Source organism: bacterium (assembly GCA_023150945.1).
Lineage (GTDB): Bacteria > Zhuqueibacterota > Zhuqueibacteria > Zhuqueibacterales > Zhuqueibacteraceae > Coneutiohabitans.
This window is the reverse complement of sequence record JAKLJX010000016.1, coordinates 106,171-129,832: the sequence shown is the minus strand read 5'-3', so window position 1 is coordinate 129,832 and position 23,662 is coordinate 106,171. Positions and strand designations below refer to the sequence as shown.

Below are 23,662 nucleotides of genomic sequence, written 5' to 3'. Positions count from 1 at the left end.
TGGCTTCTTTGCAAGATTTAAGAGTCGTGTTCATGGGCACGCCGGCGTTCGCCGTGCCGCCCCTGGAAAAACTGCTCGAACAGCGCGTGCCGGTGGTGGCAGTGGTGACCGGCGAGGACAAGCGCGCCGGCCGCGGCCTGCAGTTGCGGCCCAGCGCCGTCAAACAATGCGCGCTGGCGCACGGCTTGACCGTGCTGCAGCCCGCCCGGCTGAATGATCCGGGATTGGTGGACAGCCTGCAGCGGCTCAAAGCCGACGTTTTTGTGGTGGTCGCGTTTCGCATCCTGCCGCCGCAGGTGTTCAGCATTCCCACCCGGGGAACCATCAACATTCACGCCTCGCTGCTGCCCAAGTACCGCGGCGCCGCGCCGATGCAATGGGCGCTCATCAACGGCGAAACCGAGACCGGCGTGACGACGTTTTTGATCAACGAAAAAGTCGATACCGGCCAATTACTGTTGCAACGGCGCACGCCGATTGGCCCCGAAGAGACGCTGGGCGAGTTGCACGATCGTCTTGCCCGGCTCGGCGCCGAGCTGTTGATCGAAACGCTGGAGCAATTTCAGCAGGGCACGCTGGTGCCGCAGCCGCAAACGGGCGAGGCCACGCTCGCGCCCAAAATCACCGATGCGCTCGCGGAGATTGACTGGCACCGAACCGCGGTCGAGATCTACAATCTCATTCGCGGTCTGAGCCCGGTGCCGGGCGCGTGCACGCAGTGGCAGGGCAAGAATCTGAAGATTTTGCGCGGCCGGGTGGTTCCGGCCAAGGCCGGCGACCTCACGCCGGGCAGCGTGCACCACGTCGATGCCCGGGCCGGCGAGCTGTTGATCGCCACCGGCGACGGTGTGCTGGCCGTCGCGGAACTGCAGTTGGCGGGCAAACGCGCCATGAAAACGAGCGAGTTCTTGCAGGGGCATCGCATGGCGGTGGCGGAGAAGTTCGGACGTTCACTCTAATTCGTGGCTGTCCGAAAACGTTCCAACCTCGACTGAGCCGAGGTGTCAAAGCGCCGGGCGTCGTGGAAACTCCCACAGTTTTGAGGCAACGGCCAAGCCGTTACAGGAACACTTTATTCAAATGACCGCAAATTCGGACGGAAACTAATTCCCAATCGAGTCGGGCATATGCAAGGCAAAAGATTTCATGTGGGCCGCTGGATTGCAGGCTTGATCCTGATTCCGCTGGTCGTGGTGAGCCTTTACACCTGGATGATGCTGACCTGGAGCTATTCCAGCGGCGAGCGCGCCGGCTATGTGCAGAAGCTCTCGAAGAAAGGCTGGATCTTCAAAACCTGGGAGGGCGAGCTGGCGCTGGCGACCGTGCCCGGGGTGATGCCCGAGAAATTCTACTTCAGCGTGCGCGAAGATGCCATCGCCGAAAAGATCAACCAGACCATGGGCAAACGCGTCGCGCTTTCCTACGAGCAGCATATCGGGCTGCCGGTCGATTGGTTCGGCGAAACCGAATACTTCGTCACTCGCGTGAAGCCGGTGGAAGAATAGCACGCATGTCTGACATGGCAACCTCCGCCCAGCGCGCCGCCGCTGCGCGCCCCGCTTCGGCGCGCGCCCTGGTGTGCCGCATTCTCACCGAGGCGGAAACCGGCAGCGCCTATCTCGATCAGGTTTTGGAAAAGCATCTCGGCCGCAGCCGTCTGCCGGAGCGTGACAAGGCTTTGGTGACCGCCATTGCCAACGGCGTGACCCGCTGGCGTCGCCGCCTGGATGCCGAGCTGGCGCTTCATTTTCAGAAGAATTTCGCGGGCGCCCGGCCGCTGTTGAAGAATATTCTGCGCAGCGCGCTGTTTCAGCTTCGCTATTTCGACCGCGTGCCCTCCTATGCCGTGGTGCATGAGGCCGTGGAGTTGGCGCGCGCGCATTTTGGCGAAGGCCTGGCGCGGCTGTGCAATGCGGTCTTGCGCAGCGCGCTGCGTGAACCTTTCGTCTGGCCGGAGGCCGCGGCTTTGGCGCAGACGAATGATTTTGAGAAATTGGCACAGGCGCTGAGCTATCCCGAGTGGCTGTTGCGGCGCTGGCAGGAGCTGTACGGCAGCGCCGAGATGCTGGCGCTGGCGCAAGCGAACAACGAAATCCCAGCCTTGACGCTTCGCGCAGTGGAGCCGGCGCGCCACGCGCAGACCGTGCTCGCCGAATTGGCCGCCGCCGGAGCAACCGTCCGGGAGATTGCCGGTTTGCCGCATTTTTACCAAGTGCCGCCGCAGCATCACCTCGCCAAGCTGGAATCCTTCAAGAACGGCGCCTTCGTGCTGCAAGACGGCAGTGCCGGCTTGGTTGCGCATCTGGCCGCACCGGCGGCGGCAGAGATCATTCTGGATTTGTGCGCCGCGCCGGGCGGCAAGGCCCTGCATCTCGCGGAGCTGGCGCCGCAAGCCCGCGTGATTGCCGTCGATCAAAGCCCGAGACGATTGCACCTCCTGGTGGAAGCCGCGCAGCGCGTGCACCGCAAAATCGACATGATTGCCGCCGATGCCCGCACCTTTTCCGGAGTGACCGCGGAGGTGGTGCTGGTGGATGCGCCGTGCTCGGGGCTGGGCGTGCTGGCCAAGCGCAGTGACCTGCGCTGGCGCCGCCGGCCGGAAGATATTCCCGCGCTGGTGCAATTGCAGCAGGAGATTCTGCACAACGCCGCCGCGCTGGTGAAACCCGGCGGCCGGCTGATCTACAGCACATGCACCACCGAACCGGCGGAGAACGAGGAGATGGTTGCCTGGTTCCTGGCCGGCCATCCGGAGTTTGGATTGCGGCCGGCGCAACAATTCGTTGATGAACGCTTCTGCGACGAACAGGGTTTTGTGCGAACCTTTCTGCATCGTCACGGCGTTGACGGCAGTTTCGCAGCACATCTGCAAAAATCGAGTTGAAAGCATGAACAAGGTTTTTACTCCCAAAAGCTCCCCGGCTTTGAGCTTCTGGCGGCGCGGCCTGATTGCCGCGCTGAACAACCGCTTCTTCCGGCTGGCCGCCGGACTGTTCGCCCTCGCGCTCGCGTTCGGCCTGTTGATGGACTGGATCGTGATGCCGCTCTACACCCGCCACGGCCAGGAAGTGGAAATCCCGAACATCACCAAGATGCGCTATGAAGACGCCAAAGCCACATTGGAAAATGCCGGTTTCGCGATCATCAAGGAGGAAGAACGCTTCAGTGACGAACTGCCCTTCGGTTACGTGGTCGAGCAAAGCCCGGCGCCGCAGGCCAAAGTGAAATATGGCCGGCGCGTACACGTCGTCACCAGCCGCGGCGAGAAGCGCATTCAAGTGCCGGATCTCGTCGGCCGCTCGCAGCGCGAAGCCGAGCTGCTGTTGAATCAGGCGCGGCTGGCGTTGGGCTCGGTAAGTTATGACTATTCCAGCATTCACCCCGAGGGCGCGATAAGCTGGCAGTCGGTGCCGCCGCGCGCCGAAGTCGCGATGAACACCAAAGTCAACATCACGCTGAGCGTCGGGCCGGAACCGGAGGCGTTCGTGGTGCCGCAGCTCGAGGGCCGCACGCTGCAGGATGCCGTGCTCAAGATCCAGCAGGCGGGTCTGCGCATCGGCCAACTCACCTACACCATCGTGCCGGATTTGCTGCCCGAGACCGTGATCCGGCAATCGCTGCAAGCCAATACCATCGTCGAAAAGGGCGCCGCGATTGATTTAGAACTCAGTTCCCTGCCGGATCGCAATGATTGAAACAACCGTGCTGCGCATGCGGCCTGGCCGCCAATCGCGCTAGCTGCGAACGACGATGGCCTCAGTCAGTTTGCCAACACCATGATCCTGCTTGCCCCTTCCATTCTCTCGGCTGATTTTTCCCGGCTGCGGGAGGAAATCCACCAAGTCGAAAGCGCCGGCGCGGATTGGATTCACTGCGACATCATGGACGGCCACTTCGTGCCCAATCTTACCTTTGGCCCACTGGCGGTGGCCGCGGCGCGGCGGTGCACCCCGCTGCCGCTCGACGTACATCTCATGATCGAGCATCCGGAGAAGTACTTGCAGGCTTTTCGCGACGCCGGCGCCGACCGCCTTACCGTGCACGTCGAAGCCTGCACTCACCTGCATCGGGTGGTGCAACAGATTCGTGCAACCGGCGCAGCCGCGGGCGTGGCGCTCAATCCCGCGACGCCGCTCACGCTCGTCGAGGAGATTCTCGGCGACATCGATCTCCTGCTCGTCATGACCGTCAACCCCGGCTTCGGTGGACAATCCTTCATCCACAGCACTCTGCCCAAGCTGCGGCGGGCACACGAGATGATGCGATCGACCGGCCGCGAGATTTTGCTCGAAGCCGATGGCGGCATTGACTTGGATACTGTTGCCGCGACCGTGCGCGCCGGCGCCGACGTGCTGGTGGCCGGCTCCTCCATTTTTGGCGCAGCCGATGCCGCCGCTGCCTGCGCGCAGCTCAAGAAGACCGCGCTCGCCGCCTTGCCCGATTCACGATAATTTGGAAACAAGCGATTTCCTGTTCGGCGCGAGCGATGACGCAGAGGCGTCGAATAGAAAGCTCTTTGGGGAGAAGTCATGGCCAGATTGTATTCCGACACCCATCCCAAAATGGAGGCCCTGCAAATCCAGTTGTGGCGGCAGGCGAGTCCCACGCGCAAGCTGAACATGCTGGCGCAGTTGAATTCGTCCGACCGCATGCTGGCGCTGGCGGGTTTGCGCGCGCAACATCCGCAGGCGAGCGCAGCCGAACTGCGCCGCAAACTGGCGGATTTGCTGCTGGGAGAGGAACTGGCACGCAAGGTGTACGGAGAAACCAGCCATGCAAAATGAACCCATCGAAGTCACATTCAAAGTCACGGCTGTTTTCGAGAAACTTGGTGTCCCGCACCTGATCGGCGGCTCGCTCGCCAGTACGCTTCATGGGATGGTACGCACCACGCAAGATTCGGATATCGTCGCGGCAATGCGCCTCGAACATCTGCGGCCGTTCGTTTCGGTGCTCCAGGACGAATTCTACATTGACGAGGAGATGATCGCCGAATCCATTCAGCATTGCTCCAATGTCAACATCATCGATCTCGAAAGCATGTTCAAGGTGGATATCTTCATCCCGCGCTCAAAGGCAGACATTTACCTTTGACAGGGAGATCAGCGCAAAGTTTGCCAGTGGCGAGGATACTATTCTCTCCAATCTGGAGGGGTACCGCATGGGCGGCGAAGTCTCCGACCGTCAATGGCGCGACATTCTCGGCTTACTGAAAATTCGCGCGGAAGACCTCGATTTCAACTACTTGCGGCGATGGGCAAAAGAGCTCCGCGTGGACGATCTGCTGGAAATCGCCCGGCGGGAAGCGGAGTAAACCAATGTCCCTTCCATTTTCAAATGGGCAAGCCCTCGCCTCCTGGTTTTCGCTTGACTTTTCAGGCTTGTGAGCCTACATTTGCGCCGTTCTTTTCGGACAATAGTGCGACCCTGCCCGCTACCATGATGGTTGTGATGACAGCACCGAGATTCACCTTTGCAAGGCGTGTGCGATGCCCATTACTTACATTGACGGACCGCGACTGAAAGACTCTGTGATTGCCGGAGCGCAACGCTTGATTCAAATGCAGGAGCAACTCAACAACATCAACGTCTTCCCCGTGCCGGACGGCGACACCGGCACCAACATGGCATTGACCATGCGCAGCGTGGCGGAGGGTGCGCTCAATTGCAAGGAACAATCGGTGCATGCCGTGAGCCTGGCGCTGGCGGATTCGGCGCTGATGGGCGCGCGCGGCAACTCCGGCGCCATTCTCGCGCAGTTCTTCCAGGGGCTTTCCGAAGGTTTCGAAGGCAAGACGCGGGCCGACCTGGCCATGTTTGCCGACGCCGTGTTGACCGCCTCCCGGCTTTCACGGGAAGCCATCGCCGAGCCGCGTGAAGGCACCATTCTCACCGTAATCCACGATTGGGCGCAATACATTCACGACACCTGGCAGCGGGTCACTGATTTTCCCACCCTGATCCGCGCCTCCCTGCAAGCCGCAACCGACTCTCTGAATCGCACGCCGGAAAAACTCAAAGTGCTGGCCAAGGCCGGCGTGGTGGATGCCGGCGCCCAGGGCTTCGTGCATCTGCTCGAAGGCATTCTGCATTTCATGCAATCCGGCAAAATCGAGCGCATCGCGCGGGGCATCTTGACCTTTGGCAATGCCAAGGCTCAGGTCGCGGAGGAGCCAGAACAGATCACCTTTCAGTTTTGCACCCAGGCCTTCATCGTCGGCAAAGACATCGACCGCCGGGCTTTGCGCGAGCGGCTGCGGGCGTTGGGCGATTCCATGATCGTGGCAGGCTCGAGCGAGCGCGTGCGCATTCACATTCACAGCAATGAGCCGGAGCAAGTGTTCGCCCTGGCACGGGAATACGGCGAGCTGGTCAATTTCAAGCAAGACGACATGCGGAGCCAGCACGCCCGCGCCCATCATGATCCGGCGGCGCAGACGGTGGCGGTGATCACCGATTCCGCCTGCGACCTGCCGGCCGATGATTTCATTCGCTACAACATCCACATGGTGCCGGTGGCGCTCGCGTTCGGCAACAAGAGTTACGTTGACAAGGTGACCATTACCGACCGCGATTTCTACGAGCTGCTCGCCACTTCCCCGGTGCATCCCACCACCTCACAGCCCGCGCCCGGCGATTTCAAGCAAGTCTACCTGCATGTCGCGCAAAATCATCGTGAGGCCCTTGCCATCATTCTCACGGGCGCGCTGAGCGGCACCCTGCAGGCGGCGCAGCGCGCGGCGCAGGCGGTGCACAACGACATCAACATTCGCGTGATCGATTCCAAGAACGTGTGCATTGCCCAGGGCCTGATCGTGCAGGCAGCCGCGGAAGCCGCGGAAAACGGCATGAAGCTGGATGAGCTCGAGAAACACGTGCAGTGGGCAGTGCAAAACGTCAAGCTGCTCTTCACGGTCGAGACCATGGACTATCTCGTGCGCGGCGGCCGCGTGTCGCGCTTGCGCGGCGGGCTTGCCGGTTTGTTGAAGATCCGGCCGATCATCACCCTCAACGCCGAAGGCCGGCCGCAGGTGGTGGCCAAGGCCTTCAGCCGCGACCAGTCGCACCGCAAATTGATTGAGATCGCCACGCAAGCAGCAGCCGGCAAGCGCAAACTGCGCATGATGGTCGCGCATGCCAACGCGCCGGAAGCCGCGGCCTTTCTGGCCGAGCAACTGCGCCGGCGGTTGGAACTGGCCGAGGTTCCCGTCACCAGCGTGTCACCGGCGCTGGGTGTGCATGCCGGGCCCGGCGCAGTCGCCGTTGCGTTTTTGGGAGAATGAACGGCGGGTTTCGTGCCCGGTTTGTGCGCGGCGGCGCGCAAGACCGGACCGACGCCCGCAACGCAGCGCTTGCGGTTGTGAGAAAATTTTGGCGATTCGTGAATACTTTTTTGGGCGCCGGCGGTAACGGCGCTCGGGTGAGGTTATGCGATGCTATCATTCCTGCTCGTGTTGCTCGCCGCGTATCTGGCCGGCTCGTTTCCCACTGCGATTCTGGTCGGCAAGCTGGTGCGCGGCAAAGATTTTGACATTCGCAATGAAGGCAGTGGCAATGCCGGCGGCACCAACGTGTTTCGCGTGCTCGGCTGGCAGGCCGGTCTGGCGGTGATGCTGGTGGATGTGTTCAAGGGCTTTGCGGCGACGTATTGGATTTCACGCTGGCAGCCGCTCGGCCCGCCGCACATCGATGAAACCGTGCTGCCGATCGTGACCGGCGTCGCCGCGGTGTTGGGCCACATCTGGACGGTGTTTGCGGGCTTCCGCGGCGGCAAGGGTGTGGGCACGGCCGCCGGCATGATTCTCGCGCTGTATCCTCTCGCCGCGCTGGTGTGCCTGGTGATTTTCGTCGCCGTGGTCTATGCCACGCGCTATGTTTCGCTGGGCTCGATGCTCGCGGCGGTGAGCCTGCCGGTGGTGTTGCTGCTGGCGCAGAAATTCACGCGCCAGGAGATTCCCGAGGCGCATTTCCAATTCAGCCTCGCGATCGCCTTTCTCATCGTCTTCACCCACCGCAAGAACATCCAGCGCCTGCTCGAGGGCACGGAGAATCGCCTGGGCGGCAAGAAGCCGGCGATGCGAACCTGAGACGCGCCACGGTGACCGGCGGACAAATTCTGAACTCTTTCGAGGGCGTAAGCACCGGTGAAGAAATCTCCCAACGAAATTCAGGCGCTCATCACGTTGCTGGGTGACGAGGATGCCAATATTCGCAGTATCGCGCGTGAACACTTGCTGCAGATCGGCCAGGAGGCCGAGGTCTTTCTGCGGCAGGCGGCACATGACGACGGCGACGGCCGCACGCGCATCGAAGCGCGCCACGTGCTGGCACAAATCCGCCAGGAGGATTTGATCAGCTCGTTCTATGTGCTGGGCCTGCTGGAGGAAGAGCAGATCGATCTCGAACATGCCGCCTTTTTGCTGGCACGTGTGGGCTATCCGGACTTGGACATCGCGCCGTTTCAGAAGGAGCTGGAGGGCTTTGCCGACCGCATTCGCGACCGTCTGGCGGAGCCGCCGCAGACCAAAACCGGCCGCGCCATCGTGGAGGCGATCAATCAGGTGCTGTTCGAGGAGGAGGGCTTTCACGGCAACGTGGAGGAATACCACGATCCCGACAATTCCTATTTGAATCGCGTCATCGAACGCCGCACCGGCATTCCGGTGAGCCTGTCCGTGGTCTATTTGCTGATGGCGCGGCGGCTGCAGGTGCCGGTGTATGGCGTCAACCTGCCGGTGCATTTCATCTGCCAATACCACACGCCGGCGGAATCGTTTCTCCTCGATCCCTTCTACGGCGGCCGCCTGATCACGCGCGCGGAGTGCATGAAGCTGCTGCACGGCTCGGGCATGACCTTCGAAGATCGCATGCTGCAGCGTGCCTCGCCGCGCACCATTATCGCGCGCATGGTGCGCAATCTGATTTTGATTCATTCCCAGCAGGATGATATTGCCAAAGCGACTTTTCTCGATCGCATTTTGAAAATGTTGCGTACCCAGGAACCGTAGCGCAGTCTGCCCGGCTGCAAACGAGCCAAGAACCAAGCTGGAAAAAACTTCGCGGTCGCGCTGGTTTTTCCAGAGTAATCCGATGAAGGAAACCCGCATGAATTGCAACGAATGTGGCGCTGAAGTCTCGCCGCAGAGCCGTTTCTGTCCCGCGTGTGGCGCCAAGCTGGCGCAACGCAGTGAAGGCACTTGTGCAGCCTGCGGCGGCGCACTCAAACCGGGAGCCAAGTTTTGCCCGCAGTGCGGCCAAGCCGTGGCCACCGCCGAAGCCGCGGCACCTTCCGGTCAGTGGCACGTCGCGCCTGGCCGCGGCGCACGCTCGCCGTGGGTGACAGTGGGGCTGCTCGCCAGCATTCCGGTGGTGGTGGGCATTTTGTTCTTTCTGTTCTATCCGCGCACCAATCCCGCGCCGGTCAATGCGGCTGCACCGGCGCCGGCCGCCGGCCAAAGTCAACCGCCGGCACAAGGAATGTCTGACATGGCCTCGATGGCGCCGATTTTTTCACAGATCGATTCGCTGAAAAAACGCGCCCAAGAAGACCCGGCCGACATCAACGCCTTGCTGCACCTGGCGGCGATCTTCGACATGGCCGGCAAATATGAGGAAGCGGCGGGCTACTATCGCGATATGCTGGCGGTCAAGCCGGAGGATGTCGAAACCCGGCTGAATCTCGCCGGCGCCTATTTCAATCTCAAACAGAACGACCGGGCGCTGGAGGAATTGCAGACCGCGCTGCAGCATCGCCCCAACTATGATTTTGCCATGTTCAACATGGCGGTGATCTATGCCGCCATGCACGAGCACGAAAAAGCCGCGGAATGGTGGAACAAAGTAATTGCCACCAGCAAGTCAAGTGACTTGGTCAACCGCGCACACGAAGGTCTGAAATCGCTGAACCACTGAGCAAGAGGATGCCAGTGTCCAGTAGTCAGTGATCAGTATCCAGCATCCAGCATCCAGCATCCAGTATCCAGTATCCAGTATCCAGTATCCAGTATCAAGTATCAAGTATCAAGCATCAAGTATCAAGCATCCAGCATCCAGCATCAAGCATCAAGCATCCAGTATCAAGCATCCAGTATCAAGCATCAAGCATCAAGCATCAAGCATCCAGCATCAAGCATCCAGCATCCAGCATCCAACGAACGAGGACAAGCCCATGCCCACCGTTCACTTCGAAGCCGAGAATCGCAAAGTGGAGGTTCCGGAAGGCACCACCGTGCGCCAAGCCGCGAAAAAAGCGGGCGTCAGCGTGTACGGCAGCGTCAACCGATTCATCAATTGTCGCGGATTCGGATTATGCGGCACGGACCGGATTGCGGTGCAACCGGGCGAGTGTCTCAACCGGCCGACGCTTTTCGAGAAGCTGCAGCTCGGTGACCAGCCGAAGGAACGTCTGGCCTGCCAGGCGCGAATCAACGGCGACCTCACCGTCAACACCGCGCCGGCCATGGCCTACGGCCTGGTGATGAAGGAGAATGTCAAATTCGGCGCGATTGCTCTGGTCTTTGGCGCATTGACGCTGGGCACGATACTGTTCATGGTTTTCGAAATGGTGGGCAAACCGTTGTTCTAACGAGGAAGAGGGTGCATGTTTCACATTTCCGAACGGGAAACCCTGCTGCTCTCACGGCCCGCCTCTCTGCCCTTGCCGAAGCCGGACGTGGAAGCCAAGGCGCCGCCGGCGGAGGATGCGTACGGCTATTGGGTGTACTGCGACAATTGCGGCACCCGCCTGCAAAACTTCCGCTGCCGTTTGATTTGCCCCCAATGCGGCTTCTTCCACAGTTGCTCGGAGCCGTGAAGGCGCGGTACGCCAAAACGAAAATGCCCTGAGCGGGGTGACGCTCAGGGCATTTTCGTTTCAAGGGCGGCGCGCTTCCGAGAACGCCTTGATTTTGGAGACGGTGTTCGCTATTGTTGCCTCACGGCAACCGGCCGCGAGGGCCATGCTGCGTTGCCGCCGGGGCAGGAATATTGGGAGGAGCTCTGATGGCACTCAAGCTCATTCAGCAAGATCTCGCGACGTTGCGCGCAGCCTTCGAAGAACGCAAGGCGGAATACCATGCTTTGCGCGCCGCCGGACGGTGGGCGGGGGCGGTTCTGTATGCCGGGACTTTGCTCGAATTGGCACTGGAACTGGTGATCAGCAAACAACCCGAAGTTTCGAATCTTCCGGCACATTTTTCAAGTGCACGATTTGGAGTTGTTGCTTTGTTGTTCCGGGCCTTATTCACGCCTGCCCGCCGAAGAGGAGGTGAATGAGAACTTTCTGCTCATTCACAAGCGATGGTCGATGGCGCTGCGTTATGAGGGCGCAATTCATACGCAGCAGGATGCCGATGCTTTCGATCGGGCGCTCTTTGATCCGGCGCACGGCATCATAACGTTTTTGGCTCGATATTTTTGAGGTGAAACATGAAAACCGCCGTTTTGGAGGAACTGCGTGAAGCAGTGACCGAATGGGTGCGTAACCATGAAATTGAAGCCACATTGGTCGAAGTCAAGCCCAGCGGCATTGCGGTAGGCGTTCACATTCTTGTGGTTGCGCGTAGAGGTTTTGAAAATTGGCACTGGTCTGAGCGCGAACGAGATCTTTTCCGATTCTTGCGCTCCCGGTTCAATGGCAACAGCGATTTCGTGATTACTCGTTTAGAGACGATGACAGAAGAGCAGTATGATAAATATGCAGAAGTCGAAGGCTGAAGTGAAGCCTGCCTAGATCTCGCCCAGCCGCTCCAACGCGGCCAGCGCCTCTTGCGCATGCTCGCCCCAGGGGAAGCGGTCGAGGTATTCTTGATAACGCTGCCGGGCTTCAGAAGTGCGGCCCACGGCTCACGAAAGTGCCGGAAAAATGGCTTGGTTTTCTGAAGTTCACTTGTTATCGTTCTTCCGTGTAGTCGAGTACGATGCCAGTCTTCGGCGTCGGGCCGCAGGTAATCATCTTTAATTTCACCAATCGTCATCAATTGGTTTTCATGAGGAGAGAAACAATGCTTTCCATCAGAGGCACGTACACCGGCAAGACGATCAAGCCACTTGCCAAAGTCGACAAGAAACCGAACACGCCGGTTATAATCACCTTTCTCGATCATGAAGACGAAGCTTCTTTGGCATTTGAGGAAGCGCAAAGCAAATATCAAAAGCTGGCGAGACGGTTCGATTTTGGTGAGACACCCGGCGCGGGCTACGCGCAGGAGATCATGTCTGAATACCGCTCGACCGTTTCGAGGATTTGATCACTATGCGACGCGGGGAAATCTATTTGGCCAAGCTCTTCGAATTTCCGCACGAAGATGAGCCGGCAGTTGAGAAAGCCCGGCCCGTAATCATCCTGCAAAACGACGAAGATAATGACAATTCGCATTATCCCTTTGTCATTGTCGCGCCATTGAGCACGAAAAAGTTGGATCGCGTGTACAAACAGGATGTCATCGTCAAATCGCGGGAATCCGGCCTTGCACGTGATTCAAAAATCCTTTTGGGCATTATGCGTACGATTCTCAAGACTGATCTCGTCAGAAAGCTGGGCAAGATCAACAAGCAGCGCATGGAAGAAATCAACCTCAAGCTGTTCCGCGCCCTGGGCTTTCTTGAGAGATAGCTCGTCACTATATCGCTCTTCCTTCCAAAAGAAGATCGATAGGAAATGCCGTAGCACAAGACTTATTCTCCCCCCAGCCGCTCCAACGCGGCCAGCGCCTCTTGCGCATGCTCGCCCCAGGGGAAGCGGTCGAGGTATTCTTGATAACGCTGCCGGGCTTCGGCGGTACGGCCGGCGGCTTCATGAGTGCGGGCAAGACCGAACAACGATTGAGATATTTTGAATGGGCGTCGTTCAAGTTGAAGTGCAATTTCATATTCTGATATGGCTTTTTCTGGTTGATTCAAGTATTCGAGATAAAGTTCCGCTAAACCATTGTGTGTCATGCCATATCCATAACGTAAGTTAATAGATTTTTGAAATTCTTCTAAAGCTTCTTTATACCTCTTCATTGCCAATAAAGTTAAACCGAAATGACAGTGTGCTCTAAATGAGTCATCCTTTAATTCTATAGCTCGGCAAAAACTTTTTTCCGCTTCTTGATAGTTCTTAAGCTCATTATACACTCTACCCAAATTGCTCCAAAGCCATTCATTGTCTGGCTTTAAATCTAAACACTTCTTCAGGTTTGAGATAGAATCTTCAAAATTCCCTACATGTCGAAATGCTGCTGCAAGCCATCCTCTAAGACCCACATCATTAGGCTGTTCACTTACCAAAGGCTCAAGGAAGTGTATTGCTTTTTCTGAAATATTTAGTGCAAGGAGCATATAAGCAAAATCGTAAAGTGCTTGAGCGTTCTCATAATATGCACGCCGGAAAAGATCTACGAGTTTTTTAGTATACGTTTTGAATTCTAAAGATAGAATGGATAGCATTTCTGGATATAATTCCCCAACCCAAACATCTTTTTCAAATTTTGCTTTTAGTTTTTGGATAAGGCTTATTGCCAAACCATCGACAACGTATCTATCGACTTCTTTTGCATATACTATACATTTCGCAGCCAAATAAGGATCTCCCTTCATCACCTCCCTCACCACCTCCGTCGCATCCTCCACCAACCCGCAGACGAACACCAAAACTTCCGCCCATTCAGGGTCGCTGGCATGCTTCAAAACGTATTCGATTGATTGATGCAATGCCACTTCGCGCGCGAAGAAATATTCCTGCACGGCCTGGTGAAAGAATCCGGTTTGGCCCGCGCTTTCGCGCAGCAGGCCGTGGTGCAGGAATTCACGATTGAGATCAGCGACGTTCAAATGCTGCGGCGCTTCGTTCTTGCGCTGCAGTTCCGCCAGCCGGGCAGACATGACGGCCGCGGCTTCATCCGCGGAAAGCAGGGTCCGGCTGATCCCAAGTCGCCACGCCAGCGCCGAGAGAATCTCCTTTTCCACTCGCACTGAGCCTGCGCCTTTCACCCGCGCCCATTCACTCAAATAGCGGTCGATAAAACGGTCGAACAACTCCGCGCGGTTTTGCGGCGGATTATCACTCGCGCGCAGCTCGTCCGCCAACAGCGTGAGCATGAGCGGATTGCGGCAGAGGTCGCGCGTGTATTCATCCAATCCTTTCCACGCCGGTTGCGCCTTCTCCGCGCCGATTTCGATCTCCAAAACCTTCGAAGCATTGAAGCTGCTTAGCCGCTCGAGTTGGAACGTCACGAATTCATGGCGCAGCTCATCGCGATAAATGCCGGGCCGGCAAGTCACGACAAAACGATTGTGCGGAATCTCGTGCACGAGATGGCGCAGGTGGTGCACGACTTCATCATACGCCTCGCCGACCTCATTCAGGCCGTCGAACAGCAACAAGCAGCCGCCGGTCGCGAGGCGCTTGCGGACATCGACATCATGCACGCCTCGTACACTCGCGGTAAGCAAGCGCCACAAGCCGTGTTGGGAGTCCTTGGCCGCCAGGGTGGGATAGGCCGAGAGATCGACAAAGATGGGGAGATCGAAATCCTCCGGCTCATTGAGTCCCGGCTCCTTGCCTTCGCCGCGCCAGACCGCATATTCTGATGTGAGTTTCTTGAGCGAAGTGGTTTTGCCCGCGCCCGGCTCGCCGAGAATGAGCAAGCGCGGGAAGGTTTTCACCGCAATGCTTACTTTCATGTTGCGCGGCCGCTCAACCTCGACTTCTTCCAGAAACAGCGGCGGCAAAGTGAGCGTGCGCAGCCGCAAAGGCCGCGCGGTTTTCTGCAATTCGGTGCGGCAGTATTCGAGGTGTTCAGCGAAGGCGGAGAGGGGCGGGGTGTCCTGAGCAGAAGCGTTGTTGGTCGTGAGTCGTTGGTCGTTGTTCGTGGCGGGAGCGAGCTTCAACAGCCAATCGGTGACGTGTTGGCGCAAAAGCGTTGCGAAGTGCTCGGGATCACGGTAGTTGGCATAAAGCGCGAGCCGGCCCTCTTCCACTTGTTGTTTGAATCCGAGAACCTTGCGCAGTTGCGGGCCGGGATCAGCGAGAAAGTCGGGATGCACTTCGCGAAAGTACAGCATGATTTCCGGGGCATGCTCGCGCGCATAGCGTTCGCGGGCAAGAGTGAATTCCTCCAGCGTGCCGGATTCTGCTTCGCCGGTGGGAAGCCCGAAGCGCCGCCAGAGAATGCCGAGAAACAAATCGCATTCCCGCACGAGTTGATTGATGCGGGCCTGGCTGCGGCCCATGCCGGGCGTGGCGTGCGTTTCCCAGCCCGTGGCTTCGAGATCAAAACCGTGCTTCTGCGCCAGCGCACGGAGACTGAGAATCTCGTCGCGCGCTTTTTCACGCTCGAGCCTCACATCGCCGGGCGAGGCGAGGAAGACCTTCAGCAGTTTTACGGTTTGGCCGGGCATATACGGTTGTGGGTTGTGGGTGATAGGTTGTGGGTGATAGGTTGTGGGTGATAGGTTGTAGGTGATGGGTTGTAGGAGCTTAGCTATCCCCTGCTCCCTACAACCTGCAACTCACAACCTACGTCCGGCCACCCCGATTTCATCATTTCTTGTTCTCAAGCGCTCTCTCGAGTCCCTTCAACATTCTGCCGCATTCGTTGTAGCGAGCAAGTAGAGCTTCGAACTTTTCCTGGGTGATATAGCCCTTTCTGCGAGCGACGTGAAGATGATGTTGCGTCTCGCGCAACTCTCCCAGTGCGCGATTAAGGCCTTCGAGATAGATATTGTGATGCTTGTTGTTCCAGCCTTCGGCGATATTTGCCGGTATCGAATTACTTGAACGGCGAAGCTGAGAGCCAAGTTCGTACATTTCGAACTTTGGAAAACTCAACGTTAGCTCATGGATTTCCAGATGGAGCTCGAGTGATTTTTGATAACACTGCAAATCCTCAAACCTATTCACCAGTGCCTTCTCCATCCTGCCCTCCAATTTGGATTTTGCCAAGCATTTATCCACCAACCACCTATTACCTACCACCTACCACCTACTTCGGCAGCCCGAGCTGCGCGCGATAGGGCAGATCATCATTGCCGTGCAATTGCCAGTAGGGCAGGCGCAGGGTTTTGATCAGCTCGCCGGTGCCGCCGTCACTGGATTGCCATTTGAGAATGCGATGCGGATAGGCTTTCTCCACCCAATATGTTTCCGTGCGATTGCCGACCTGCCAGGTCCAGCGCCAGGTTGGCTCGGCGCCATTGCCCAGCTTCACGGCTTCGCCCTCTTCTTTGATGATCGCGCCGGCTTGAAACTCTACGTGTTGATGTCCTGAGCGCGAAGCCCACGCGCTCGGCAGAATCTGCAGGTTGCGGCGTTGCCCCGCAGCCAGCATTTCGCGTTTCAGCTCGCGAATCCAAATCAAAAAATTGTCTTCGAACGCGACGTTTGCCGGTAATTTGATGGATCGCTTCTGATCGCCTTCACTTTGAAAATAACTGTGCAGCGTCAGCTCGACTTGATCGCGCTGCGGAAGCAGCATTTGATAAACATGGCCGCACCACTCCTGCGCGGAGAAAGAGATTTTAAGGGGCTCAAATGCCGGGCGGCCTAATTCGGATTCGATGCTGCTGAATGTCGAGGTCAACAGCGAATAGTCATAAATGCCGGTGGGAAATTTGACGACGTGATTGAGCTTCAGCACCGGCGCGCGGTCGGCCGGCGGGATGGCGTCGGACTCGACTTTGATGCGCGTGGTGCGTGAGATTTCCTCCGTCACGTAAACTAAAACGGCATAGCCTTCACGCAACTCGCCGTAGCGTTGGGTTTTCGTTTGGTAAGACGACAACTCGGCTTTGCCGTCGCCCCACCACGACCAAAAATCCTGCGCTGCCGCAGGCAGCGTTGCCAACAGGATATTCCAGAGTATCAACCGGCACGCCATTCGTGTTTTCATGTCAGGCTCCCAAGTTTTCGGCTCACATGTATTTGTAGGTTGGATTGGAGTCCCGGGAATTCTGCTGGCCGGCTCTCAGTGTTCCGGCGCGTTCTTTTCCGTGCGCTCGCGGGCCTGCGAGGCGATTTTCTCGACGATCGCGGGGTAGGAGGCCAGCACGCGGTCGAAGGTGTCTTTGTCCAGCCGGTAGAGGTCGCAAAAGCTGGCGGCCCGCACGCTGGCGGAGCGCGGTTGCCGCTGCAGCAAGGCAATCTCGCCGAAAAAATCGCCGTCCGACAAACTTCCCAAAATGCTCTTGCCGTCTTTGGCGATCACTTCCAGCCGGCCGCGACTGATGAAGTACATGTCCATTCCCGGCTCGCCGGCGCGGAAGACATAATCGCCGGGCATGAACACCACCGGCCGCAGTTGCAGGGCAATCTCTCGAATGAAGTCTTCGCTGGCACCGCGAAACAAGGGCACGCGCTCGATGATGTCACGATTGAGGAAGAGCGAGACTTCGGTGCGCAGGTTCAACGGCAGCGCTGAGACTACGGTGGATTCATCGTAGCCCAGCCGCTTGTCCCACAGATAGCCGTAGTAGTCGCGTATGCGCTTTTGCAGATGCGTGGGTACGTTGCGATAGCTCATGAAGGCGGTCAGCCGCTCCATGTTTTCGAGGTAGCGCACGCGCGCGGGATTGAGGTTGGCGAGAATGCTGGCGACGTTGGCAATGATATAGCCGTAAACCCCCGCGCCGATGATCATCACGCCCATGGCGTACAGCATTTGCGGATTGTTGGCGGCGGTGATGTCGCCATAGCCCACGGTGGCGAGAGTCGTGACGCACCAATACAGCGCGCGCACGTAGTTCGTCGGCAAGTCGAATTCGGCCGACAGCCCGCGCAGTGCCAGCCAGCCGCAGGCAATCCAATGTGCCGCCAGTGCCAGCCAAAATGCAAAGAACACCAGCCGCAGCACGTTGGTGTGGTGTAACTGGCGCTGGCGCCAGCGCCGCATGTATTGCGCGACACGCGCCAGCTTGAGCAGCCGCAGCAGGGGATAGGGCGTTCCCGCCAACAGCATGTTCAGCGGCAGCGCGGCCACGGCATCGAGGCTGAGCCAGCCCCAATGCGACAGCGGCAGCCACGTGCGCTCCGGCGCAGCGAGTGCGGCGGCCGGGGTTTGACGCCACTGCAGGTAGGCGTCCACGAAAAAGATGACGGTGACGGCCAAATTGCCGTAGAGGAACAGGGCGCTATTGGGCAGGTCGAGCACCAATTGCAGCGGCAGAATGATCCCGGCAAACGTGGCCGCCGCCGTAATCGCCGCCTCCCAGCCGCGCTGGAGCATTTCCGGCCGGAGGGAAAGGCTGCGGGCATGCGTGGCGCCGCGCTTCACGGCACAACCTTCCAGCACGTGGGCGGGAGGGCCGCGGCCAAATATTCTCCGTGCTGCCGGCGCGAACGATAGCGATAAACTGTGCCGTCCCAGGCAAACAAATCGCTCACCAGCAGCGGGCGGTTGTTCTCACTTGAAGAGCGGTGATAAAAGCGCAGGTCGTGATAACCGTTGGTGGCGGTCGATTCGACTTCAACCGCAACGGCGAGAATATCGTCGGTGGGCAACAGATTGCGCAACCCTTGCCGCTGGCGTTGCCACAGCCAAACGCCGCAGCCGCCGCTGCCGCACCATTCGACGACGTTCGAAATCATCAGTTCCTGCGCGCCGTCGCCATCGACATCGAGCAGACGGGTTTGCCAGAGTTTCTGCGCGAAGCGCGTGTCCGCCCCCAAACCGGCCATGGCTTGCAACACGTCTTTGGGAAGACGTTCGCCGGGCTTCATCACGTCCCACACCGATCCTGCCACCGGACCTGCCGGCGGCGGCGCCGGCCTGACGGTATCAGGCGGAGCGATTTCCTTCACCTCGGCCGGCGGAATTTGGGTGTGGGGAGATTGTGATTTGGAACAGGCCCAGCCGGCCAGGAGCAGGGCCGCACAGCCGGACAGCAGCAACGCCCGCGCGCCGCGCGGCCGGGCCGAATTGACAGAAGGGCAAAAACTTGCTATATTGCCGCCGGATTTTTGCGAGGGGAGGGGCGTCATCAAACGCACATTGGCATGAGCGTGAAAGGAGTGCCGCATGAAAATCTACCTCATTCGCCACGGCATCGCCGCGCTGCGAGAAACGTGGGAAAAACCCGATGGCGAGCGGCCGTTGACGGACAAAGGCCGCCGCAGAACGGAACAGGTCGCCGCGGCACTGTGCCGGCTCGGCGTTGCATTCACGCATCTTTATACCAGCCCGCTGGTGCGTGCCCGGCAAACCGCGGAGATTATACGAAAGAAATCGAAAATCCACAAGCTTGAGGAAACCGCGCTGCTGCAGGATGACGCGGAGCCGGACGCGCTTTTATCCCTTTTGAATCAGCACAAAGACAACGCGGTGCTCGGACTCGTTGGCCATGAGCCGCAGATGAGCGCGCTGCTCGCCTTGCTGGTCAGTGGCGAGCAGAGTCCATTCACAACGTTCAAGAAAGCGGGCGTGGCGCTGGTGGAAGGCGGGTTGCCGGTGCAGGCCGGCGGGTGTACGTTGCGCTGGTTGTTGGAACCGAGGATTCTGCTCGAGATTGCCCAAGGCAAAGCATGAGGCAGAATCCAGGTGCGACAACGCAGCCACGGCCGCATGCGGCATCACAAGAGGCCGCACAAACCGCAGGCTGACGGAATGACTCATGCAAATCAAAACATGGCAGGTGTGCAATGAGTAATGGCAATCCCTCTTCCAGCAGCGGAGCCAAGAATTTTTTGTGGGTGGTGGTGGCGTTGCTGTTGATCGTCATTGTCGGCTACAATCTGTATTCCGGTTTCGCGGTCAAGAAGATCAAGATCTCGGACATTTTCGAAGCGGAGTTTGCCGAGAAGCCGCAGTCCGTTGCCAATCCCGAACAACTCAAGCAAGTCGGCGAAGAGGAGCTGAAGCAGCGGCAAGCTGATTTGGAAAACAAGCTCGCTGAGCTGGAAGGGCAACTCCGTCAGCGGACGCCGCCCGTGGCCGGCGAGCAAGCGCTTTTGGGAGAACCCAGCGAAGCAGCAGGCAGCAATGTCCTGGCGGGAACCTGGCACAGCGCGCAAGGCGTGTCTTATCTCATTCAGCAGAATGCTGCGGCGCTCACCATTCAAGAAATCAATCCGCTTTACGGTATCACGGCAGTGGGGCAGGGCGCGATCGCGGGGCAGTCGGTGCAGTTTTCGATCTCGACTGCGGCGGGAACCTGGGGCACCGCGCAACTCACGCTTTCAGCCGACGGCAGGCAGCTTGCCGGCCGTTATGCTGATTTGGTAACCGGGCTGGTTGTACCCCTGGCGCTGCATCGTTGAGGCAGCGTTCACTCACCAGATCACATGCAATTCCGCGCGGCGGTTGAGGAAGCGGCCGGCGGGATGCGCATCGTCTCCAAAGAAAGTCCGCGGTATCTCCTCCGGTTTGTATCCCATCGCGCAAAATGCCTCCAATACCTCCGGCGCCTCTTCGAGACGGCGGTGAAAAGGCACCGTGACGCCAAAGCCGGCAGTCACGATGGTGAGATCACGGCTGCTGTGGCGGTCGTGCAATTGCAAGTGGATGATTTCGAGCGGCAGGCGCTCACGAATCGTTGCGATGCGATTCTCGAGGTCACGGCGCGTGGGCACAGGCAGGCCCTCGGGCGCTTCGTTGAAGGAGTGGAGTTTTTCCGCAATCATCCGCTCGAGATAGCCGGCGGATTGAGCAGTGGCGCCGTTGCGGCCCGCCGGCAGGGACTGCGCGGTGACAGGGCGATGGTCCGAGGTGCCATCGCTCACATTGTTCTCTTTGGTGAAGAGGAGTTCCAGGCCGGCTTGGCGGGCTTGATCAGCCAGCGCCGCTTGCAGCAAGCCGGCAAGGTGCTTGGCCCGGCGGAAGGATAAGTCCAGATTGTATTCGCTTCCCCGGCCGTCGGGACGGTGTTCGCCCAGGCTGTCGCTGTGGCCGGTGATGAAGATGAGCGTGCGGGGAGAAGGCAGGGTGATTCGCTCACACACCGCTTGCACGATTTCTGCGCCGATCTGCGTGACGCGTTCGCGATCGAGTTCATAGCACAATTCGACGCGGTCGTAGGGCGAAAAAGTGAAAATCTCCTCACGTGGCGCCGGCACGTCGAAAGTCACCGCATTGCTCGCGCTCAGGTCCGCTGCACACGCGCCGAAGAGCCGCAGGCTGGCGGTATATCTGCCCGGTTTGAGAAAGGCCCGCCACTTCGGCGAACGCAGGGCGAGCATTTTTGGCGGCCGGCAAAGCTCGCGCAATTCCGGCAGCGAGATATCTTGTGTGAGCGCGCGCCCGGCCGCGTCGGCCACCACCAGTTGCGCGGCGCGAATGCAGCCTCCCAGCAGCAAAGTATCGAGCGGTGGCAACCGGAAGGTGGCGCAATCGCCGGAGAAATCGTGCGCCAGTTTCACCGGTGCAAAGACAAGCTGTTGCGCTGCCGGCGAAAATACCAGCGGCACCACACGATTTTCCTCCGCAAACCATTCCGGCGAAACTTGCGAATGCTCACGCTTGAGGTATATTTCACTCTCGGCCGGTGAGGCTTCCCGCAGACGCAGGCCGAAATTGACCAATGCGGCTGCCCCTGCGCCCGCTGCTTCTTTCTTCCAGTCAATCTCACAGGCGTTTTGTTTCTGCAAGGCGCGGGCAGATTGCTCGACGCGGCTCTGCAGGTATTGTGCGCGGCTTCTCGCCCGCATGAGCTGGGCGGCGCGATCGTCAGGAGCAAGAGGATCCTCCAGCACCAGGAAATCACCCTGCAACGGCTGGCCGGCCAACCGCTTCGCCACTATTCCCAGAAACAGTGAGTGAAGGTTGCGGTCGGTGTCATTCTGATTAGGAAGATCGGAGCCGGCTTCAAAAAAAGTGCTGGCCACCAGCGGCAGATGCCGGTAGTTTGCCCGCTGGGTGTCGATACTTACGGCATGCAGCAGCGTGAGCTCCGGCGCGGGCACGGCGCAAAAAAACTCGATGCGCTTGACCGCGCTGAAGGTGGTCGCCTGCCGGCGTTGCAGCGTGAAATGCAAATCATAAACGCCGGGCTGATCGGGTTGAAAGTGGAAGATGCCGAGGCGCAGCAGATCATTGCGCCCCATCACGATTTCGGAGCGAAGATCAAGGCGCGCCAGCGTGTCGCGCGGTGAAAGTTGGCGCAAAGGTCTGAAGCCTCGGGGATCCGCCTCGACTCGGATACGCAATTTGTTCCAGTCCACTTGCGGTTGTTCTTCATGGCCGTTCGCTTCGGGATGCCAATTGCGCAGATACTGCAGCGTCAACTGATCAAGCCAGAAGCGGTTGGCTGCGGGCGGACAGGCCGCGGTCTGGCTGGCCTGCTTCTGCCGGACTGCGGTTACGGTCAGGCGGAATGCCGTGAGGCGCAGGTCTTTGCTGCCGGCCTGCGTTTCCTGATTCCAAACATTGAGTGTGCAGGCATAGGTTTGCGTCAGCGGCAGGCGGGCGGCAATGGGCGCGGTGCTGCGGTCGTCGGGAGCAGCACCGGCAGCGGAAGAAATGGCGGCGGCGAGGCCAACGAGCATGAGCAGAGCTGTGGGAAGTCGCATGAGGTCACTCGCACGAACTTAGGGTGAATCCGGGCCGGCCGGCCGGGAGAATGACAGAGTAACACGATGGTTGAAAAAGCCGGCGGGGCGATCCGACCGCCAAAAGGCCGGCATGAGCAAAGCGTAGTGCAATTCCAGCAGCGCGGGCTTGGCGAGACGAAAGCCCGCCGACCACCAGTTGTGGTTCACTCCCAAGCGCAGCCGCAAGACTTCAGGATTCAGCGCGAAGATCCCGCTTTCACTTCCGACTGCCAAACGCCAGCCGGTGAGATCCTGCTGCCGTTCGAGATCGACTGCCAACAACCAGCGGCGGCGAGTATCGAGCAACACTGCCATGCCGGCGCGGTGGCGGCGCGGCGCTTTGAATGCACCGGCGAGTGCCAAATTGGGCGCGATCACGTTGGCGGCGGCCACGGCGAGATTGAGACGATGATGCAAATGCGCAATTGCGCTCACATCCAGCCCCAAGCCGAACTGGCTGCGGTCGTGCTCGGCAAAGAAACCGCGAATGGCCTCGAGTTCTTCCGCAGAATTGACTTCGGCATGCGCGGCAATCTCACGATCGTACTGCACGCCCAGCAGCGTGCCGGTGAGGCTCAGCGCAAACCAGTGCGGCAAATGCGGAGAGAGCGGCAGCGGCTGCGGCTTTTCAAAAAAACCTTTGCTGACAAACACGCCGATGGCGATCTCATTCAACAGGCCGGTGCGCATCATGCTGGCGCCGGCGCCGATCGAGAAATCGTTGGAAGTCGGCGCCGGGCCATTCGACTGCCGCAACTGGAAGTCTGCCGGCCGGCCCAGCACCAGAACCGGCACGGTTTGATTGGCGCGGCGCAGGCGATTGTAGGCGAAGCCGACGCTCGATACCGACAACGCTCCGCTGTTGTGCAGGTCATTTTGAAACGGCAAACCGGCGCTGAAGAGATTCTCCAGGCTGAAAGCAAACAGCCAGCGCTCCGGCGCATACACCAGCCCCGCGGGATTGTAGGCAATGCCTTCGACGTCGTCGGAGAGGGCGAGATAGGCGCCGCCCATGGCGCCGGCACGCGCGCCACGGTACACGCCGGACTGCGCCAGACTCGGCCGCACGGCGAGCAATACTGCCAGGCCGCAGAGCAGGACTACGGCCCGCAGCAGTTTTTGTGTTGAATGAAATCCCCGGCCAGACATCCCTGCCTC

At 59.2% G+C, this 23,662-nt stretch carries 27 protein-coding genes; 20 read left to right on the top strand and 7 right to left on the bottom strand.

Going from position 1 to position 23,662, the window contains the following annotated elements:
• Positions 1-8 precede the first annotated feature (8 nt).
• From fmt to L6R21_19645, 18 genes are all read left to right on the top strand, one after another.
• Positions 9-959, top strand: coding sequence for a methionyl-tRNA formyltransferase (fmt, locus tag L6R21_19730; GenBank protein MCK6561432.1), 951 nt, complete (start codon positions 9-11; stop codon positions 957-959).
• A 168-nt stretch (positions 960-1,127) separates the two neighbouring features.
• A complete protein-coding gene (locus L6R21_19725; protein MCK6561431.1) occupies positions 1,128-1,505 on the top strand; it encodes a hypothetical protein in 378 nt (125 codons plus the stop codon).
• 5 nt (positions 1,506-1,510) lie between these two features.
• Positions 1,511-2,884 (top strand): 16S rRNA (cytosine(967)-C(5))-methyltransferase RsmB, encoded by a 1,374-nt coding sequence (gene rsmB, locus L6R21_19720; protein MCK6561430.1) that lies wholly within the window; start codon positions 1,511-1,513, stop codon positions 2,882-2,884.
• A gap of 4 nt (positions 2,885-2,888) precedes the next feature.
• Positions 2,889-3,695, top strand: coding sequence for a PASTA domain-containing protein (locus tag L6R21_19715; protein ID MCK6561429.1), 807 nt, complete (start codon positions 2,889-2,891; stop codon positions 3,693-3,695).
• Between the two features lie 81 nt (positions 3,696-3,776).
• Complete coding sequence (gene rpe, locus L6R21_19710; GenBank protein MCK6561428.1) at positions 3,777-4,451, top strand: ribulose-phosphate 3-epimerase; 675 nt, start codon at positions 3,777-3,779, stop codon at positions 4,449-4,451.
• Between the two features lie 78 nt (positions 4,452-4,529).
• On the top strand, positions 4,530-4,784 hold the full coding sequence (locus L6R21_19705; GenBank protein ID MCK6561427.1) for a hypothetical protein: 255 nt from the start codon (positions 4,530-4,532) through the stop codon (positions 4,782-4,784).
• Positions 4,774-5,094 (top strand): hypothetical protein, encoded by a 321-nt coding sequence (locus tag L6R21_19700; GenBank protein ID MCK6561426.1) that lies wholly within the window; start codon positions 4,774-4,776, stop codon positions 5,092-5,094. Before L6R21_19705 ends, L6R21_19700 begins: the two co-directional genes overlap by 11 nt.
• Positions 5,095-5,161: 67 nt before the next feature.
• Positions 5,162-5,314: a hypothetical protein gene (locus L6R21_19695; GenBank protein MCK6561425.1), complete on the top strand. Its 153-nt coding sequence runs from the start codon at positions 5,162-5,164 to the stop codon at positions 5,312-5,314.
• 175 nt (positions 5,315-5,489) lie between these two features.
• A complete protein-coding gene (locus L6R21_19690; protein MCK6561424.1) occupies positions 5,490-7,283 on the top strand; it encodes a DegV family EDD domain-containing protein in 1,794 nt (597 codons plus the stop codon).
• A 150-nt stretch (positions 7,284-7,433) separates the two neighbouring features.
• Positions 7,434-8,087: a glycerol-3-phosphate 1-O-acyltransferase PlsY gene (gene plsY / locus L6R21_19685; GenBank protein ID MCK6561423.1), complete on the top strand. Its 654-nt coding sequence runs from the start codon at positions 7,434-7,436 to the stop codon at positions 8,085-8,087.
• 57 nt (positions 8,088-8,144) lie between these two features.
• Complete coding sequence (locus tag L6R21_19680) at positions 8,145-9,008, top strand: hypothetical protein (protein ID MCK6561422.1); 864 nt, start codon at positions 8,145-8,147, stop codon at positions 9,006-9,008.
• 97 nt (positions 9,009-9,105) lie between these two features.
• A complete protein-coding gene (locus L6R21_19675; GenBank protein ID MCK6561421.1) occupies positions 9,106-9,912 on the top strand; it encodes a tetratricopeptide repeat protein in 807 nt (268 codons plus the stop codon).
• Positions 9,913-10,168: 256 nt separating this feature from the next.
• On the top strand, positions 10,169-10,585 hold the full coding sequence (locus L6R21_19670) for a (2Fe-2S)-binding protein (GenBank protein MCK6561420.1): 417 nt from the start codon (positions 10,169-10,171) through the stop codon (positions 10,583-10,585).
• A gap of 15 nt (positions 10,586-10,600) precedes the next feature.
• Entirely contained in the window at positions 10,601-10,813 is a 213-nt protein-coding gene (locus L6R21_19665) for a hypothetical protein (protein ID MCK6561419.1), read from the top strand.
• A gap of 188 nt (positions 10,814-11,001) precedes the next feature.
• Complete coding sequence (locus tag L6R21_19660; GenBank protein MCK6561418.1) at positions 11,002-11,274, top strand: hypothetical protein; 273 nt, start codon at positions 11,002-11,004, stop codon at positions 11,272-11,274.
• 153 nt (positions 11,275-11,427) lie between these two features.
• Positions 11,428-11,715, top strand: coding sequence for a hypothetical protein (locus L6R21_19655; protein ID MCK6561417.1), 288 nt, complete (start codon positions 11,428-11,430; stop codon positions 11,713-11,715).
• A 287-nt stretch (positions 11,716-12,002) separates the two neighbouring features.
• Positions 12,003-12,248 carry a hypothetical protein gene (locus L6R21_19650; GenBank protein ID MCK6561416.1) on the top strand — a complete coding sequence of 82 codons (246 nt, stop codon included), beginning with the start codon at positions 12,003-12,005 and terminating at the stop codon, positions 12,246-12,248.
• A 5-nt stretch (positions 12,249-12,253) separates the two neighbouring features.
• Positions 12,254-12,613: a type II toxin-antitoxin system PemK/MazF family toxin gene (locus L6R21_19645; GenBank protein ID MCK6561415.1), complete on the top strand. Its 360-nt coding sequence runs from the start codon at positions 12,254-12,256 to the stop codon at positions 12,611-12,613.
• A 62-nt stretch (positions 12,614-12,675) separates the two neighbouring features.
• On the opposite strand, the gene L6R21_19640 is transcribed toward L6R21_19645, so the two are convergent.
• The 5 genes from L6R21_19640 to L6R21_19620 all read right to left on the bottom strand — a co-directional run bounded on the left by L6R21_19640 (position 12,676) and on the right by L6R21_19620 (position 19,000).
• Positions 12,676-15,384, bottom strand: a complete 2,709-nt coding sequence (locus L6R21_19640; protein MCK6561414.1) for a tetratricopeptide repeat protein — start codon at positions 15,382-15,384, stop codon at positions 12,676-12,678.
• 142 nt (positions 15,385-15,526) lie between these two features.
• Complete coding sequence (locus L6R21_19635; GenBank protein MCK6561413.1) at positions 15,527-15,901, bottom strand: four helix bundle protein; 375 nt, start codon at positions 15,899-15,901, stop codon at positions 15,527-15,529.
• Between the two features lie 67 nt (positions 15,902-15,968).
• The gene (locus tag L6R21_19630; GenBank protein MCK6561412.1) at positions 15,969-16,874 is read right to left on the bottom strand and encodes a hypothetical protein; all 906 of its coding nucleotides are present in this window, start codon (positions 16,872-16,874) and stop codon (positions 15,969-15,971) included.
• A gap of 75 nt (positions 16,875-16,949) precedes the next feature.
• Positions 16,950-18,254, bottom strand: coding sequence for a cyclic nucleotide-binding domain-containing protein (locus L6R21_19625; protein MCK6561411.1), 1,305 nt, complete (start codon positions 18,252-18,254; stop codon positions 16,950-16,952).
• Positions 18,251-19,000 carry a hypothetical protein gene (locus tag L6R21_19620; GenBank protein MCK6561410.1) on the bottom strand — a complete coding sequence of 250 codons (750 nt, stop codon included), beginning with the start codon at positions 18,998-19,000 and terminating at the stop codon, positions 18,251-18,253. Before L6R21_19620 ends, L6R21_19625 begins: the two co-directional genes overlap by 4 nt.
• On the opposite strand from L6R21_19620, the gene sixA reads away from it, so the two are divergent.
• The gene (sixA, locus tag L6R21_19615) at positions 18,999-19,505 is read left to right on the top strand and encodes a phosphohistidine phosphatase SixA (GenBank protein MCK6561409.1); all 507 of its coding nucleotides are present in this window, start codon (positions 18,999-19,001) and stop codon (positions 19,503-19,505) included. The two genes, L6R21_19620 and sixA, sit on opposite strands and share 2 nt — an antisense overlap.
• Positions 19,506-19,618: 113 nt before the next feature.
• Positions 19,619-20,236 carry a hypothetical protein gene (locus L6R21_19610; protein ID MCK6561408.1) on the top strand — a complete coding sequence of 206 codons (618 nt, stop codon included), beginning with the start codon at positions 19,619-19,621 and terminating at the stop codon, positions 20,234-20,236.
• Between the two features lie 12 nt (positions 20,237-20,248).
• On the opposite strand, the gene L6R21_19605 is transcribed toward L6R21_19610, so the two are convergent.
• Positions 20,249-22,483, bottom strand: a complete 2,235-nt coding sequence (locus tag L6R21_19605; protein MCK6561407.1) for a hypothetical protein — start codon at positions 22,481-22,483, stop codon at positions 20,249-20,251.
• A gap of 18 nt (positions 22,484-22,501) precedes the next feature.
• Complete coding sequence (locus L6R21_19600; GenBank protein MCK6561406.1) at positions 22,502-23,653, bottom strand: hypothetical protein; 1,152 nt, start codon at positions 23,651-23,653, stop codon at positions 22,502-22,504.
• Positions 23,654-23,662 lie beyond the last annotated feature (9 nt).